Below are 13,715 nucleotides of genomic sequence, written 5' to 3'. Positions count from 1 at the left end.
TAATTTTAATGTATTTTATACTAAAAATTTCATTCACAGGTAATCAGAACCATTTCGCTTAGCAGCGCAAATCTGGTGAACAATTAATGATGTCACTACATGAAATAAAAACGTTTTTATAAATAAGCCATCCAGCAAACGGTCTGTGGTGGCTATGAGAAGAGTGTAACGACCCCCAAAAAGATATAAAGGTATACCTTTATATCTTTTGATCAGTTTCACATAATTTTACGCACAGGATCTTACCCCGATTTCAAACCGGGATAAGAATCAACAAGATAATGGAAAGGAGAGTAGTGCGAAGAAAACTAGCGATCCGTCAAAATCGCGCAGTTATGATCCTGAATCTCTTCCGCCGATGCACGATTGAGCGTCAGCAGGTTACGCTCGGTGGCCAGTAGCACCAGCGAGCCGTCGCTCTGCTTCGCCATCGCCATCGCAAAGCGGCCCATATGCTCACGCGCTTCCGGTACTTCTTCCGCCAGCATCAGAAAAGGACTGCGCTGCGCCAACTCCGTTTCAGTGACCCGGCGCGCCAGATATTCATGACCCATTAACCCGCCGGGCAGCGGCAACCAGCGACTGCTAATGACAGAGGCCTCTTTATCCAGTTGAGTGCGAACATCGGGTCGTAAGCAGGAGATATGGATATGGAAATGATTTTGCGTGCGCCCGCTACGCGAATTAATTGTCAATGAAACCGCATCATCCGATACGGCAGAGCCACGATGCTGGCTCATGATTTCACGCCCCTGCCAGGCCTGCCAGAAGAAATTTGGTGTCAGAGGGTCAAGCAGAAGAGGGCTTTCGGTGCCGTTAATACGATAAGTTGGCATCAGCAGATATTGCAGCGGGCCGTTGCGGTCTTTAAACAGGACATAGCCGCCCTTCAGATTCACTTTCGCACAGGGCGCGGGATTTTGATTCTGCTGTTGGTTGGGGACGCACTGTTGCAGAACAATTTTCCGCAACACGTCAGGGTTGCCGGAGTGGAACCAGTAGTAACCGCCCGCAATCGCCGCCAGAACCACCACCAGCAGCACCAATAAAAGGTATCGTACTCTTCGCATTCTATTTTCCTGTCTCAGCCAGAAACGGAAGAGTAGCGCAGTTTAATGACTAAATGAAAACAGGAAGAGGTACGGGATCTTTTTCCCGGAGGCGGCGCTTGACGCGCCTGTCCGGGCTACCTCTTATCCCCGGCTACCGGGGATAAGGAGAGGCTATTTAACGCTGGCTAATCTGGTCGAAGGTACCGCCGTTGGAAAAGTGTTCCTTCTGCGCTTTAGTCCAGCCGCCAAACTCTTCATCGATAGTGAACAGTTTCAGTTTCGGGAATTCATTGGCGTATTTTTTCGCCACATCCGGGTCACGTGGGCGATAGAAGTTCTTCGCCGCAATCTCCTGGCCTTCCGGCGAGTAGAGATACTTCAGATAAGCGTCCGCCACCTGGCGAGTGCCTTTTTTATCGACCACTTTATCGACGACCGAAACGGTCGGCTCGGCCAGAATCGATTCGCTCGGGGTCACGATTTCAAATTTATCTTTGCCCAGCTCGTTTGTCGCCAGCAGCGCTTCGTTTTCCCAGGCAATCAGCACGTCGCCGATCCCACGCTCTACGAAGGTATTGGTCGAGCCACGTGCGCCGGAATCCAGCACTTCGACGTTCTTAAACAGCGCTTTCACGAACTCCTGAGCCTTAGCCTGGTCGCCGTTGTTCTGGTGCAGAGCGTAGCCCCAGGCCGCCAGATAGTTCCAGCGCGCGCCGCCGGAGCTTTTCGGGTTCGGCGTAATCACCGATACGCCCGGTTTAATCAGGTCGTTCCAGTCATGAATTTGTTTCGGATTGCCCTTACGCACCAGGAACACGATGGTAGAGGTATACGGCGCGGAGTTATCCGGCAGGCGTTTGAGCCAGTTTTTGTCGATCCGACCGCGTTCAGCAATCGCATCAACATCATAAGCCAGCGCAAGGGTTACCACATCGGCCTCAAGGCCGTTGATCACCGAGGTCGCCTGCTTGCCGGAGCCGCCGTGGGATTGACGAATCACCACGTTATCGCCGGTTTCCTGCTTCCAGTGCGCGCTAAACGCTTTGTTGTACTGTTCGTACAGCTCGCGCGTCGGATCATAAGAAACGTTTAATAGCTGAATGTCTTTTGCCAGAACGCTGGCGGATGCCAGCAACAGAGTTAACCCTACGCCCCACTTATTCATCGCACCGCTCTCTTTATGTCGTGTTGTGATGAATTAAGCGTGCCAGAAAGCGAACCAATGATTAAAGAATAAAAAAAGATTGGCTATAACTTGTGAGTATATATGACGAGGAGAATTTGCCCCCTCCCGGACGGGAGAGGGCGAGAAGCATTATACTTCTTCCATGCGGCCCAGCAGCGCCTGCAGACGATCCTGCCAGCCCTGCTGTTGTTCTTTCAGCTGACCGTTTTCACGCTCCAGCTCTTCACGACCGTGCTGTGCGCTTTGTACTTCCTGCGCCAGCGTGTTGTTCTTTTCTTTCAGCTCTTCGATTTCCATCTGTAACAGAGTGATGGTATCAATCGCCTGCTGGACTTTAGATTCTAATTTCTCAAACACTTCTAATGACATCGTCATACCTCTCCTGAACTTGCAAGGCGTTGATAGAAACCGTCCGTTTCGTATACGCGTTGACGCCTTAACGAAAATTAGCGCACTACCGTGGTGATGTAGTCGATTGTATGAAGCCCCGTCGCCCCTGTCCAGCGACAACCCGCGTAGATTGCGGTTTGCAACACTTTTCAGTCTTTACCTGGTCCGTTCGCCGCTTTTACCCGGTACTTTTTCGTAATTGTTAATCAATGCGTTAAAAAAATGAGCGGTGAAACGATCCCGCAAATGACCGAATACGCGTTTATGGCGCGAAAACGCTCATTTTCTTGACGTAGTACACACATTTGAATTTCGATATTTCTCGTTTTTGTTCGTTAACGATAAATTAACACTATGCCTACATGGCAGCGTGGTCGCCTGCGACCTTCATACATACAATAATCATCACTACGCTTCAGGATTCGATTATGAGCCAAACATCAACACTAAAAGGCCAGTGCATCGCAGAGTTCCTCGGTACCGGGTTGTTGATCTTTTTCGGCGTTGGGTGCGTCGCTGCACTTAAGGTCGCGGGAGCAAGCTTCGGTCAATGGGAAATCAGCATCATCTGGGGTCTGGGCGTCGCTATGGCGATTTACCTGACCGCAGGAGTTTCCGGTGCGCACCTTAACCCAGCGGTCACCATCGCGCTGTGGTTGTTTGCCTGCTTCGACGGACGTAAAGTTGTTCCTTTTATCATTGCGCAATTCGCTGGCGCCTTTTGCGCTGCGGCTTTAGTTTACGGGCTTTATTACAATCTTTTCTTCGATTTCGAACATAGCCACAATATGGTGCGCGGTAGCGTCGAAAGTCTTGAGCTGGCTGGCATTTTCTCCACTTACCCGAACCCGCATATCAATTTTGTGCAGGCCTTCGCGGTAGAGATGGTGATTACCGCTATCCTGATGGGCGTCATTCTGGCGCTGACCGATGATGGCAACGGCGTGCCGCGCGGCCCGCTGGCACCGCTGCTGATTGGTCTGCTGATCGCCGTTATCGGCGCATCCATGGGCCCGCTGACCGGCTTCGCCATGAACCCGGCACGCGATCTCGGACCGAAAACCTTCGCCTGGCTTGCTGGCTGGGGTGATGTCGCCTTCACGGGTGGCAAAGATATTCCTTATTTCCTGGTGCCGCTGTGTGCGCCAATCGTCGGTGCTGCGCTAGGCGCATTCTGCTACCGCAAGCTGATTGGCCGTCACCTGCCTTGCGACACCTGCGTTGCCGAAGAGAAAGAAGCCTCATCCTCCTCTACAACGCAACACAACGCTTCGCTGTAATCTGACTACGGGACTCATACTATGACCGACAAAAAATATATCGTAGCGCTCGACCAGGGCACCACCAGCTCCCGCGCCGTTGTAATGGATCACGATGCCAATATCGTCAGCGTCTCTCAGCGAGAATTTGAACAAATTTATCCGAAGCCCGGCTGGGTTGAGCACGACCCGATGGAGATCTGGGCAACCCAAAGTTCCACGTTGGTAGAAGTGCTGGCAAAAGCCGATATCAGCTCCGATGAAATCGCCGCAATCGGCATCACTAACCAACGTGAAACCGCTATCGTGTGGGAGCGCGAAACCGGTAAACCGATTTATAACGCGATTGTCTGGCAGTGCCGCCGTACCGCTGAAATCTGCGAGCAGCTCAAGCGCGACGGTATGGAAGAGTACATTCGCAAGGCCACTGGTCTGGTGGTTGACCCATACTTCTCCGGCACCAAAGTGAAATGGATCCTTGATCACGTTGAAGGCGCACGCGAACGTGCTAAGCGCGGCGAGCTGCTGTTCGGCACCGTGGACACCTGGCTTATCTGGAAAATGACCCAGGGGCGCGTGCACGTCACCGACTACACCAACGCCTCACGTACCATGCTGTTCAACATCCACGAGCTGGACTGGGACGACAAAATGCTCGACGCGCTGGATATCCCCCGCGCCATGTTGCCGGAAGTACGCAAGTCTTCCGAAGTGTACGGCCAGACCAATATCGGCGGTAAAGGCGGCACGCGTATTCCGATCGCCGGTATCGCGGGCGACCAGCAGGCGGCGCTGTTCGGTCAGCTGTGCGTTAAAGAAGGGATGGCGAAAAATACCTACGGCACTGGCTGCTTCATGCTGATGAACACCGGCGAGAAAGCGGTGAAATCTGAAAACGGCCTGCTGACGACGATCGCCTGCGGCCCACGCGGCGAAGTGAACTATGCGCTGGAAGGTGCGGTGTTTATGGCAGGCGCTTCCATCCAGTGGCTGCGCGATGAGATGAAGCTAATTAGCGACGCGTTCGATTCCGAATATTTCGCGACTAAAGTGAAAGATACCAACGGCGTATACGTGGTCCCGGCATTTACCGGCCTCGGCGCACCGTACTGGGACCCGTACGCCCGCGGCGCGATCTTCGGCCTGACCCGTGGCGTAAACTCTAACCACATTATTCGCGCCACCCTGGAATCCATCGCCTATCAGACCCGCGACGTGCTGGAAGCAATGCAGGCTGACTCGGGAATTCGTCTGCACGCTCTGCGCGTCGACGGTGGCGCGGTGGCCAACAACTTCCTGATGCAGTTCCAGTCCGATATTCTCGGCACCCGTGTAGAACGCCCTGAAGTGCGCGAAGTCACCGCGCTGGGTGCTGCCTATCTGGCCGGTCTGGCGGTGGGTTTCTGGCAGAATCTGGATGAGTTGCAGGAGAAAGCGGTTATCGAACGTGAATTCCGCCCGGGGATTGAAACTACCGAGCGTAACGTTCGCTACAGCGGCTGGAAGAAAGCGGTAAAACGCGCATTAGCGTGGGAAGAGCACGACGAAGCGTAAGGTGTGGAGGTATTCCCGGCTTGCGGCGTAAACGCCTTTAGCCGGGCTACCAAATCCAAAACCGCACGATCTTGTAGCCCGGACAGGTGCGCAGCACCGCCTCCGGGTTTTTTATCAGCCAAACATCGGCAACAGCAGATACAGCTTAATTACCAGCGCGTTAACGATATCAATAAAGAACGCACCCACCATCGGCACCACCAGAAACGCCATGTGCGATGGGCCAAAACGGTCGGTAATCGCCTGCATATTGGCAATCGCCGTCGGCGTTGCGCCGAGGCCAAAACCGCAGTGCCCGGCGGCCAGAACGGCGGCATCGTAGTTTTTCCCCATCATTCGATAGGTCACAAACACCGCGTACAGCGCCATCGCCACCGTTTGCACCGCCAGAATAGCAATCATCGGCAGCGCCAGCGACGCCAGCTCCCACAGCTTGAGGCTCATCAGCGCCATCGCCAGGAACAGCGACAGACTGACATTACCCAATACCGACACCGCGCGGTCGAACACACGATAAAGCCCCAGTGCCGACAAACTGTTGCTGAGAATCACGCCGATAAACAGCACGCAAACGAAGGTCGGCAGCTCGAACACGGTGCCCATCAGCAGTTGCGCAACGATCTTCCCTACCGTCAAACAGATTGCAATTAACGCGATACTTTCAATCAGCACCAGCGACGTGATCATGCGTCCCATATCCGGTTTTTCAAACGCGGTCGGCGCCAACTGATCGTCCGGCGTGCCGTCCGGTGAAGAAGAGTGCTTAACCAGATAGCGCGCCACCGGGCCGCCAATCAGGCCGCCCAGCACCAGGCCGAAGGTTGCGCAGGCCATCGCCACTTCGGTAGCGTTGGCGAAACCATAGCGCTCGACAAACAATTTACTCCACGCCGCGCCGGTGCCGTGACCGCCGGAAAGGGTAATGGAACCCGCCAGCAGCCCCATCAGCGGGTCGAGGCCCAGCAGCTTCGCCATGCCGATACCGAGGGCGTTTTGCAGCAGCAGCAGTCCCACGACAACGATCAGGAACGTCCCCACCACTTTGCCGCCAGCCCGCAAGCTGGCGAGGTTGGCATTCAGACCGATGGTGGCGAAGAACGCCAGCATCAGCGGATCTTTCAGGCTCATATCGAAATCGATTTCGATATCCATGCTCTTCTTAAGCACCAGCAGCGCCAGCGCAACCAACAATCCACCCGCCACGGGCTCAGGAATGGTGTATTTTTTCAGGAAAGGGACGGTTTGAACGAGTTTTCTACCCAGTAGCAACACTAATGTTGCGGCAACGAGCGTCGATAAGGTATCGAGATGAAACATAAAAAAGAGCTCCTTATAGGCGCATGATCCATTCACACGCGACGGTATTCCCGGTGTCGATTGCTTCTCATCATGAGTAATCGGGAGGGGATTTTAAGCAGAAGTACGGAAAAAAGGACAGGAAAAGATATTTTGTAGGGATAATGATGCGATCAATCATACAAAATGTTAATAATTCCTCTAAGCCTATTCCCTGTATAAATATTTATCGCTAAAGAATGGCAAACGTTTGCTTTTAGTCTACAGTCCGATAAAATCCCCGCTTTGCCACCTTTGGGATTGTTGTGATGTCCGTTAATACCGCAGAGTCAGAAAATGCGCAACCGGTTGCGCATAAGCAAGTCAGCGAATTAATCTACCGCCTTGAAGACCGCCCACCGCTACCGCAAACTCTGTTCGCCGCTTTCCAGCACCTGCTGGCGATGTTTGTCGCAGTCATCACTCCGGCGCTGTTAATTTGCCAGGCTCTGGGCCTCCCGGCTCAGGATACGCAACACATCATCAGCATGTCTCTGTTCGCCTCCGGTGTCGCATCCATTATTCAAATTAAAGCCTGGGGACCGGTTGGCTCAGGGCTGCTTTCAATTCAGGGCACCAGCTTTAACTTCGTCGCACCGCTGATTATGGGCGGTACCGCGCTGAAAACCGGCGGCGCCGATGTCCCAACCATGATGGCTGCGCTGTTCGGTACCCTGATGCTGGCCAGCTGCACGGAAATGGTCATCTCCCGCGTACTACACCTTGCGCGGCGCATCATTACGCCGCTGGTCTCCGGCGTGGTGGTGATGATTATCGGTCTGTCGCTGATTCAGGTTGGCCTCACTTCTATCGGCGGCGGCTACGCGGCCATGGCTGATAACACCTTCGGTGCGCCGAAAAACCTGCTGCTGGCGGGTATCGTGCTGGCGCTGATTATTATCCTTAATCGCCAGCGCAACCCCTATTTGCGCATCGCCTCGCTGGTGATCGCCATGGCAGCGGGTTATCTGGCAGCCTGGTTCCTCGATATGCTGCCGACCAATACCGCGCCAACCGACAGCAGCTTGATTATGGTGCCCACGCCGCTTTACTACGGTCTGGGTATCGACTGGAATCTGCTGCTGCCGCTGATGCTGGTCTTTATGATTACCTCGCTGGAAACTATCGGCGATATCACCGCTACCTCCGACGTCTCCGAGCAGCCGGTTTCCGGCCCGCTATATATGAAGCGTCTGAAGGGCGGCGTGTTGGCTAACGGCCTGAACTCGTTCGTCTCGGCGGTATTTAATACCTTCCCGAACTCCTGCTTTGGCCAGAACAATGGCGTGATACAGCTGACCGGCGTCGCCAGCCGCTATGTCGGTTTCGTGGTCGCACTGATGCTGATCGTGCTCGGCCTGTTCCCGGCGGTAAGCGGCTTTGTACAGCATATTCCTGAACCGGTACTCGGCGGCGCGACGCTGGTCATGTTCGGTACCATCGCCGCTTCCGGCGTACGTATCGTCTCCCGTGAGCCATTGAACCGCCGTGCGATCCTGATTATCGCCCTGTCGTTGGCCGTCGGCCTTGGCGTTTCCCAGCAGCCGCTGATCCTGCAGTTCGCCCCTGACTGGCTGAAGAACCTGCTCTCCTCCGGTATCGCTGCCGGTGGTATCACGGCAATTGTGCTGAACCTGGTTTTCCCGCCAGAGAAAAACTAATCCTGCCTGATGTCCTGGCCGCGTGATGCTGGCCAGGGCATGTACATCATCCACCTCACATCATCTCATTACACAATTCCTGTCTTGAGGATTGCGCATAATTCGGGCATAACAGCCTTATGTGCCTCGCTCAGGAACGAAGATCATGAAATTTCTCGGAAAGCTGATTCTCTGGCTGCTGATTGCTCTGCTGGTGGTGATCATTGCGGCTTATTTCCTGCTGCAAACCCAATGGGGCGCGCGCCAGGCCAGCGCCTGGCTAAGCGACGGTACCGGCTGGAAGGTCTCTTTCAACAAAATGGACCACAATTTCTCCTCGCCAATGCACCTGCAACTGCAAAACGTCACCCTTGGTCGTGACGGCAAACCGGCGACGCTGGTGGCTAAAACAGTGGATATCGGCTTTAGCAGCCGCCAGTTTAGCGACCCACTGCATGCCGACGAGATTGTCCTCAGCGATGGCACCCTGAACTTCTCGCCTTCATCGGCAGCCTTACCTTTCGCCGCCGACCGCCTAAAGTTGCGCAACATGGCGTTTAATAGTCCGGAAAGCGACTGGGATCTCAGCGCTCAGCGCGTCACCGGCGGCGTCAGCCCGTGGGCACCGGAAGCGGGCAACGTCCTCGGTAAGAAAACGCAGATTCAGATGAGCGCGGGGTCGATGACGCTGAACGGCATCGAAGCCAGCAACGTGCTGGTCCAGGGGAGTATCGATAACGGTGAAGTGGCGCTCTCGACCATCGGTGCAGATGTTGCCCGCGGCACGATGACCGGGACGGCGAAACGCAGCGCCGACGGCGGCTGGCAGGTCGATAATTTACGCCTCAGCGAGATCCGCCTGCAAAGCGATAAATCGCTCGCCGACTTTTTCGCACCGCTGACCACCCTTCCTTCGCTACAGATTGGTCGTCTTGATATGACCGACGCCAGCCTGCAGGGGCCTGACTGGGCGGTCGCTAGCCTCGACCTTAATCTGCGCAATCTAACCCTGAGCCACGGCGACTGGCAAAGTCAGGAGGGTACGCTGTCGATGAATGCCAACGAGTTTATTTATGGCTCACTGCATTTCCTCGACCCGATCCTCAACGCCAGTTTCTCACCGCAGGGTATCGCGCTGCGCCAGTTCACCTCTCGCTGGGAAGGCGGGATGGTGCGCACTTCCGGCAACTGGCTGCGTGCTGGTCATGCTTTGGTTCTGGATGACGCCGCGTTCGCCGGGCTGGAATACACGTTGCCGGCTAACTGGAAGCAACTATGGATGGAACAACTGCCGGAATGGTTACAGAGCCTGACCCTGAAGAAGTTCAGCGCCAGCCGCAATTTGGTCATTGATATTGAACCTGAATTTCCATGGCAGATCACCGCCCTCGACGGCTACGGCGGCGAGCTACAGCTGGTGAAGGACCGCAGTTGGGGTATATGGAACGGCAGCGCGACGCTGAACGCCGCTGCCGCCACCTTTAACCGCATTGACGTTCGCCGCCCATCGCTGAAGCTGAGCGCCAACGCCTCAACGGTGAACGTTAACGAGCTTAGCGCCTTTACCGAGCACGGGATCCTGCAAGCCACAGCGGCGGTATCGCAACTTCCGCAGCGCCTGGTCAATCTGAGCCTGAACGGTCGCGGCGTGCCGCTGAATATTTTGCAGGCGTGGGGCTGGCCTGCGCTGCCGGTTTCCGGCGACGGCAATCTCCAGCTGACGGCAACCGGCAGCGTGCTCGCGGATGCGCCGCTGAAGCCGACCGTCAACGGTCAACTCAGCGCAATTAATATGGAGAAGCAGCAGGTTGCGCAGGTGATGCGCAACGGCGAAGTCACCAGTACCCAGGCTCCTTCTGCTCCGGTAATTTCTACCCCCTAGTTTCCCCTCACCCTCTCCCCGGCGGGGAGAGGGAACCGCCCTCTGCACTCTTTATTTTTTAAGCCCCTGTTTTATGCCCACACCGAGCGCCCCCCTCTTCCTTCCAGGGAGAGGGATGGGTGAAGGTAATATTCCAATGAAACCTGTTGCCATTTAGCGGCTATTTGTACCTATTTTCCGCAACCTGTTCCTTTCAAATAATGGACTTGCTATAACAAAAACACTGGAAGTTAAAAAAATAATTAAAGTCCCTGAACCTACAAAAATAAAGGAACAACCATGTCTGTAATACGTCAACGTATTATGGAGAATATGCAAAAATTCTCCAGAGCAATGATCGGGGCTGTATTGTTCTTACCGGTCATCGGCTTAATTCTGGCACTCAGCTCTGTCTTAACCAACCCAACATTAATTTCGGAAACCAGTTTTTTACACCAGCTCGGGCAGCTCCTCGGAGACACCTTCTGGCCCTTATTTGGCAACCTTGGATTACTATTTTGCGTCGGCATCAGTTATGGCCTGGCGAAAGATAAAAAAACCGAAGTCGCGCTGGTTTCGGTGATGTGCTTTATCATGTTCCTTGGCGCCAACCACTCCTGGCTGGAGCACACCAACGGCCTCGCGGAAAAAATTAACGGCGAATATTACGGCACCGGGCAAACCCAGCTGTTAGGTTTTGTTGTGGTCGATATGGGGGTCTTTCTCGGGATTATTCTCGGCTGCACCATTGCCTGGGTGCATAACAAAGTGTCGACCATTGAGCTGCCCGGCGCGCTCTCTATGTACGGTGGCGCGAAGTTAACGCTGGTGGCGATGACGCCGGTCGTCATCTTCTATGCTATCGCCTTTACCTGGATCTGGCCGTTCATGACCCACGGCATCGCGGCGCTGACAGGATTTATGAAGAACGCTGGCGTGGCTGGGGTCTTCGTCTACGGCTTCTTCGAAAAATTCCTTATTCCTACCGGCCTGCACCACTTCGTCTGGTCGCCGTTCCAGCTCACGCAAATCGGCGGCACGCTGAACGTCGACGGGCAGGTAGTTTCCGGTACTCAGGCCATTTTCCTCGCCTATATGCGTCACCCGGATCTGACTCCGGTGATGAACGAAGCTTTGCGCTTCTCGCAGCAGGGAATGACCACCATCTTCGGCCTCGCCGGTGCGTCGCTGGCGTTCTACCACACGGCAAAGCCGGAGAAAAAAATGATGGCCAAAGCAATCCTGCTGCCCGCCATTATTACCTCGATGCTGACCGGTATCACCGAGCCCATTGAGTTTACTTTCTTGTTTGTTTCACCGCTGCTGTGGGTGATTCACGCCACCCTGACCGCGGCCTCGCAGGCGATTTGCGATATTTTTACCGTTCGTCCCTGGGGCGCATCCGGGCTGATTGAGTTCCTGATTTACAACCTGCCGCTGCCGGTATCCCTGACGCGCTGGCCCGGCTACGTACTTATCGGTATCGGTCAGTTTGCGGTCTACTACGTTATCTTCCGTACTCTGGTGGTTAAGCTAAATCTCAAAACACCGGGTCGTGAAGACGATGAAAATGTGAAGTTATATAGCAAGGCGGATTATCGTAAAAAAATGGGTGAACCGCAGTCGGTAACCAATGAAATTATCAATGGCTTAGGCGGTAAAGAGAACATTATTTCCGTCGACAACTGTTTCACCCGTCTGCGCGTCGCGATTCATAATATGGAGCTGGTTGACGATGCCATATTAAAAAGCACCGGCGCAAATGGTGTAGTACGAAATCGTAATGAAGTTCAGGTTATTTACGGCGTCAAAGTGGGACAGGTTCGTTCCCGGGTTGATAGCTGGCTAGCAGAAAATTAATTGGGAGTTATTTATGAAATTAACCGTATTAGGCGGGGGCGGCGTTCGCTCTGCATTCCTGGCAAAGTCTCTGGCATATAACGCGCACCGCATTGGTTTAAAGGAAGTGGTATTTCTCGACAGCTCTGCCGATAACCTGGCTGTATTTGGCGAAATCGCCCGCTATGTGTTTAATGCCATTCGCCCGGATATTCACTTTAGCATTACCAGCGACCCGGTATCAGCGCTAAAAAACAGCCACTATGTGATAACCACCCTGCGCGTAGGCGGCGATGAGAGCCGGATCCGCGACGAGCGGATCGCGCTGGAAAATAACACCCTCGGCCAGGAGACCACTGGTGCAGGCGGGTTCGCCATGGCGATGCGCTCTATTCCGGCGATTCTCAATTACTGCCGCCTGATTGAAGAGCACGCTGCCGAAGACGCCATTCTGTTTAACTTCACCAACCCATCAGGGCTGGTCACCGAGGCGATTATCAAATCCGGCTTTAAGCGCCGGGTGTACGGTATCTGCGACGCCCCGTCGGAGCTTATTCGCGAGCTGCCGGAAATCCTCGGCTGCGACGAACACGACCTCGGCGTCGAGTGCTATGGGCTGAACCACTTCTCCTGGTTTACCCATTTCACCGTACGCGGCGAAGATGTCACCGAGCGGCTGATCGCCAGCCCGGATTTATACCGCAAAACGGCGATGCAGTACTTTTCGCCGGAGCTGGTCCAGCTGTGTGATAAGCAGTTGCTTAATGAATATCTCTATTATTACTACTATCGCGAAGTGGCGTTAAAAGCGATTCAGAACGCACCGGAAACTCGTGGCGAGCAGATTGCCCGCATCAATCACGATATGCGCGAAGAGCTGCGAACCATTGACGTAAAAGCCAACCCGGAAGCGGCGTTTACTATCTGGATGAAGCACTATTTACGCCGGGAAAATAGCTATATGCAGAACGAGTCGCAGCAGGAGAAATTCCACACCCGCGAACCGTTGACCTTAAAACAGTTTATCGAAGAGCCGGATACCGGCGGCTATGCGGGCGTGGCGCTGGATATTCTGGAAGCCGTCAACAGCACTACCACCAAGCGCATCGTGGTGTCGATGCCCAACAACGGTACGCTGGATTTCCTGCGCGCGGACGATGTGATTGAGATCAGCTGCGATCTGAGCAAAGACGGCCTGAAGCCGGTGACGCCGAAACATGTGCCAACAGCGCAGAAAAACATGATCGCCAGCGTGAAAGAGTATGAACGGCTGGCGGTGGCGGCCATTTTGCAGCGGGATAAATCGCTGGCGGTCCGGGCGCTGATGGCGCATCCGCTGGTTGGCTCTTATTCATTGGCGAAAACGTTGGTTGACGCTTATCTTGATGATAAGCAGTTCGCCGACTGGCAATAAACACCCGGCTAAATTCCCCGGATGGCGGCTAACGCCTTATCCGGGCTACGGGTTCACAGCCGTTTGCGGGCCGGTAGCCCGGACAGGCGCGTCAAGCGCCGCCTCCGGGAAATGTGTCGGACCTGAGGCATCGGCGCGGCTTCATCCCGGTGGCGCTGCGCTGACCGGGCTACAAACTCACAGCC

Annotated in this window: 10 protein-coding genes; 6 read left to right on the top strand and 4 right to left on the bottom strand. The window is 54.5% G+C overall.

Annotated features, from left to right (window positions below):
• Positions 1 to 308 precede the first annotated feature (308 nt).
• The 3 genes from QVF11_RS13275 to zapB form a co-directional block, all read right to left on the bottom strand.
• Positions 309 to 1,070 carry a CDP-diacylglycerol diphosphatase gene (locus QVF11_RS13275; RefSeq protein ID WP_287857376.1) on the bottom strand — a complete coding sequence of 254 codons (762 nt, stop codon included), beginning with the start codon at positions 1,068 to 1,070 and terminating at the stop codon, positions 309 to 311.
• 157 nt (positions 1,071 to 1,227) lie between these two features.
• Positions 1,228 to 2,217 carry a sulfate ABC transporter substrate-binding protein gene (locus QVF11_RS13270; RefSeq protein ID WP_112216051.1) on the bottom strand — a complete coding sequence of 330 codons (990 nt, stop codon included), beginning with the start codon at positions 2,215 to 2,217 and terminating at the stop codon, positions 1,228 to 1,230.
• A gap of 150 nt (positions 2,218 to 2,367) precedes the next feature.
• The gene (zapB, locus tag QVF11_RS13265; RefSeq protein WP_110276935.1) at positions 2,368 to 2,613 is read right to left on the bottom strand and encodes a septal ring assembly protein ZapB; all 246 of its coding nucleotides are present in this window, start codon (positions 2,611 to 2,613) and stop codon (positions 2,368 to 2,370) included.
• A 443-nt stretch (positions 2,614 to 3,056) separates the two neighbouring features.
• On the opposite strand from zapB, the gene QVF11_RS13260 reads away from it, so the two are divergent.
• Together QVF11_RS13260 and glpK are read left to right on the top strand one after the other, a co-directional pair.
• Positions 3,057 to 3,908: an MIP/aquaporin family protein gene (locus QVF11_RS13260; protein WP_112216052.1), complete on the top strand. Its 852-nt coding sequence runs from the start codon at positions 3,057 to 3,059 to the stop codon at positions 3,906 to 3,908.
• Positions 3,909 to 3,929: 21 nt separating this feature from the next.
• The gene (gene glpK, locus QVF11_RS13255; protein WP_110276933.1) at positions 3,930 to 5,441 is read left to right on the top strand and encodes a glycerol kinase GlpK; all 1,512 of its coding nucleotides are present in this window, start codon (positions 3,930 to 3,932) and stop codon (positions 5,439 to 5,441) included.
• Positions 5,442 to 5,555: 114 nt separating this feature from the next.
• Here glpK and gltS read toward each other — a convergent pair whose 3' ends face one another.
• Positions 5,556 to 6,758 (bottom strand): sodium/glutamate symporter, encoded by a 1,203-nt coding sequence (gene gltS / locus QVF11_RS13250; RefSeq protein ID WP_142513449.1) that lies wholly within the window; start codon positions 6,756 to 6,758, stop codon positions 5,556 to 5,558.
• Between the two features lie 287 nt (positions 6,759 to 7,045).
• Between gltS and xanP the strand changes: the two genes are divergently transcribed.
• From xanP to QVF11_RS13230, 4 genes are all read left to right on the top strand, one after another.
• Positions 7,046 to 8,437, top strand: coding sequence for a xanthine/proton symporter XanP (xanP, locus tag QVF11_RS13245; protein ID WP_110276931.1), 1,392 nt, complete (start codon positions 7,046 to 7,048; stop codon positions 8,435 to 8,437).
• Between the two features lie 145 nt (positions 8,438 to 8,582).
• Positions 8,583 to 10,298 carry an AsmA family protein gene (locus tag QVF11_RS13240; protein ID WP_287857369.1) on the top strand — a complete coding sequence of 572 codons (1,716 nt, stop codon included), beginning with the start codon at positions 8,583 to 8,585 and terminating at the stop codon, positions 10,296 to 10,298.
• A 279-nt stretch (positions 10,299 to 10,577) separates the two neighbouring features.
• Entirely contained in the window at positions 10,578 to 12,137 is a 1,560-nt protein-coding gene (locus tag QVF11_RS13235; protein ID WP_142513451.1) for a PTS transporter subunit EIIC, read from the top strand.
• Between the two features lie 13 nt (positions 12,138 to 12,150).
• Positions 12,151 to 13,530, top strand: a complete 1,380-nt coding sequence (locus QVF11_RS13230; protein WP_112216057.1) for a family 4 glycosyl hydrolase — start codon at positions 12,151 to 12,153, stop codon at positions 13,528 to 13,530.
• Positions 13,531 to 13,715 lie beyond the last annotated feature (185 nt).

It is taken from the genome of Klebsiella sp., assembly GCF_027492335.1.
Taxonomy (GTDB): Bacteria; Pseudomonadota; Gammaproteobacteria; order Enterobacterales; family Enterobacteriaceae; genus Klebsiella; species Klebsiella huaxiensis.
Note: the sequence above shows the minus strand (reverse complement) of the source record. Positions and strands in the feature narration are given on the sequence as shown.

What these genes read in the sequence shown, in the direction of transcription:
- QVF11_RS13275 (WP_287857376.1), bottom strand. Translation starts at nt 1,070, where the DNA reads ATGCGAAGAGTACGATACCTTTTATTGGTGCTGCTGGTGGTGGTTCTG.
- QVF11_RS13270 (WP_112216051.1), bottom strand. Translation starts at nt 2,217, where the DNA reads ATGAATAAGTGGGGCGTAGGGTTAACTCTGTTGCTGGCATCCGCCAGC.
- zapB (WP_110276935.1), bottom strand. Translation starts at nt 2,613, where the DNA reads ATGACGATGTCATTAGAAGTGTTTGAGAAATTAGAATCTAAAGTCCAG.
- QVF11_RS13260 (WP_112216052.1), top strand. Translation starts at nt 3,057, where the DNA reads ATGAGCCAAACATCAACACTAAAAGGCCAGTGCATCGCAGAGTTCCTC.
- glpK (WP_110276933.1), top strand. Translation starts at nt 3,930, where the DNA reads ATGACCGACAAAAAATATATCGTAGCGCTCGACCAGGGCACCACCAGC.
- gltS (WP_142513449.1), bottom strand. Translation starts at nt 6,758, where the DNA reads ATGTTTCATCTCGATACCTTATCGACGCTCGTTGCCGCAACATTAGTG.
- xanP (WP_110276931.1), top strand. Translation starts at nt 7,046, where the DNA reads ATGTCCGTTAATACCGCAGAGTCAGAAAATGCGCAACCGGTTGCGCAT.
- QVF11_RS13240 (WP_287857369.1), top strand. Translation starts at nt 8,583, where the DNA reads ATGAAATTTCTCGGAAAGCTGATTCTCTGGCTGCTGATTGCTCTGCTG.
- QVF11_RS13235 (WP_142513451.1), top strand. Translation starts at nt 10,578, where the DNA reads ATGTCTGTAATACGTCAACGTATTATGGAGAATATGCAAAAATTCTCC.
- QVF11_RS13230 (WP_112216057.1), top strand. Translation starts at nt 12,151, where the DNA reads ATGAAATTAACCGTATTAGGCGGGGGCGGCGTTCGCTCTGCATTCCTG.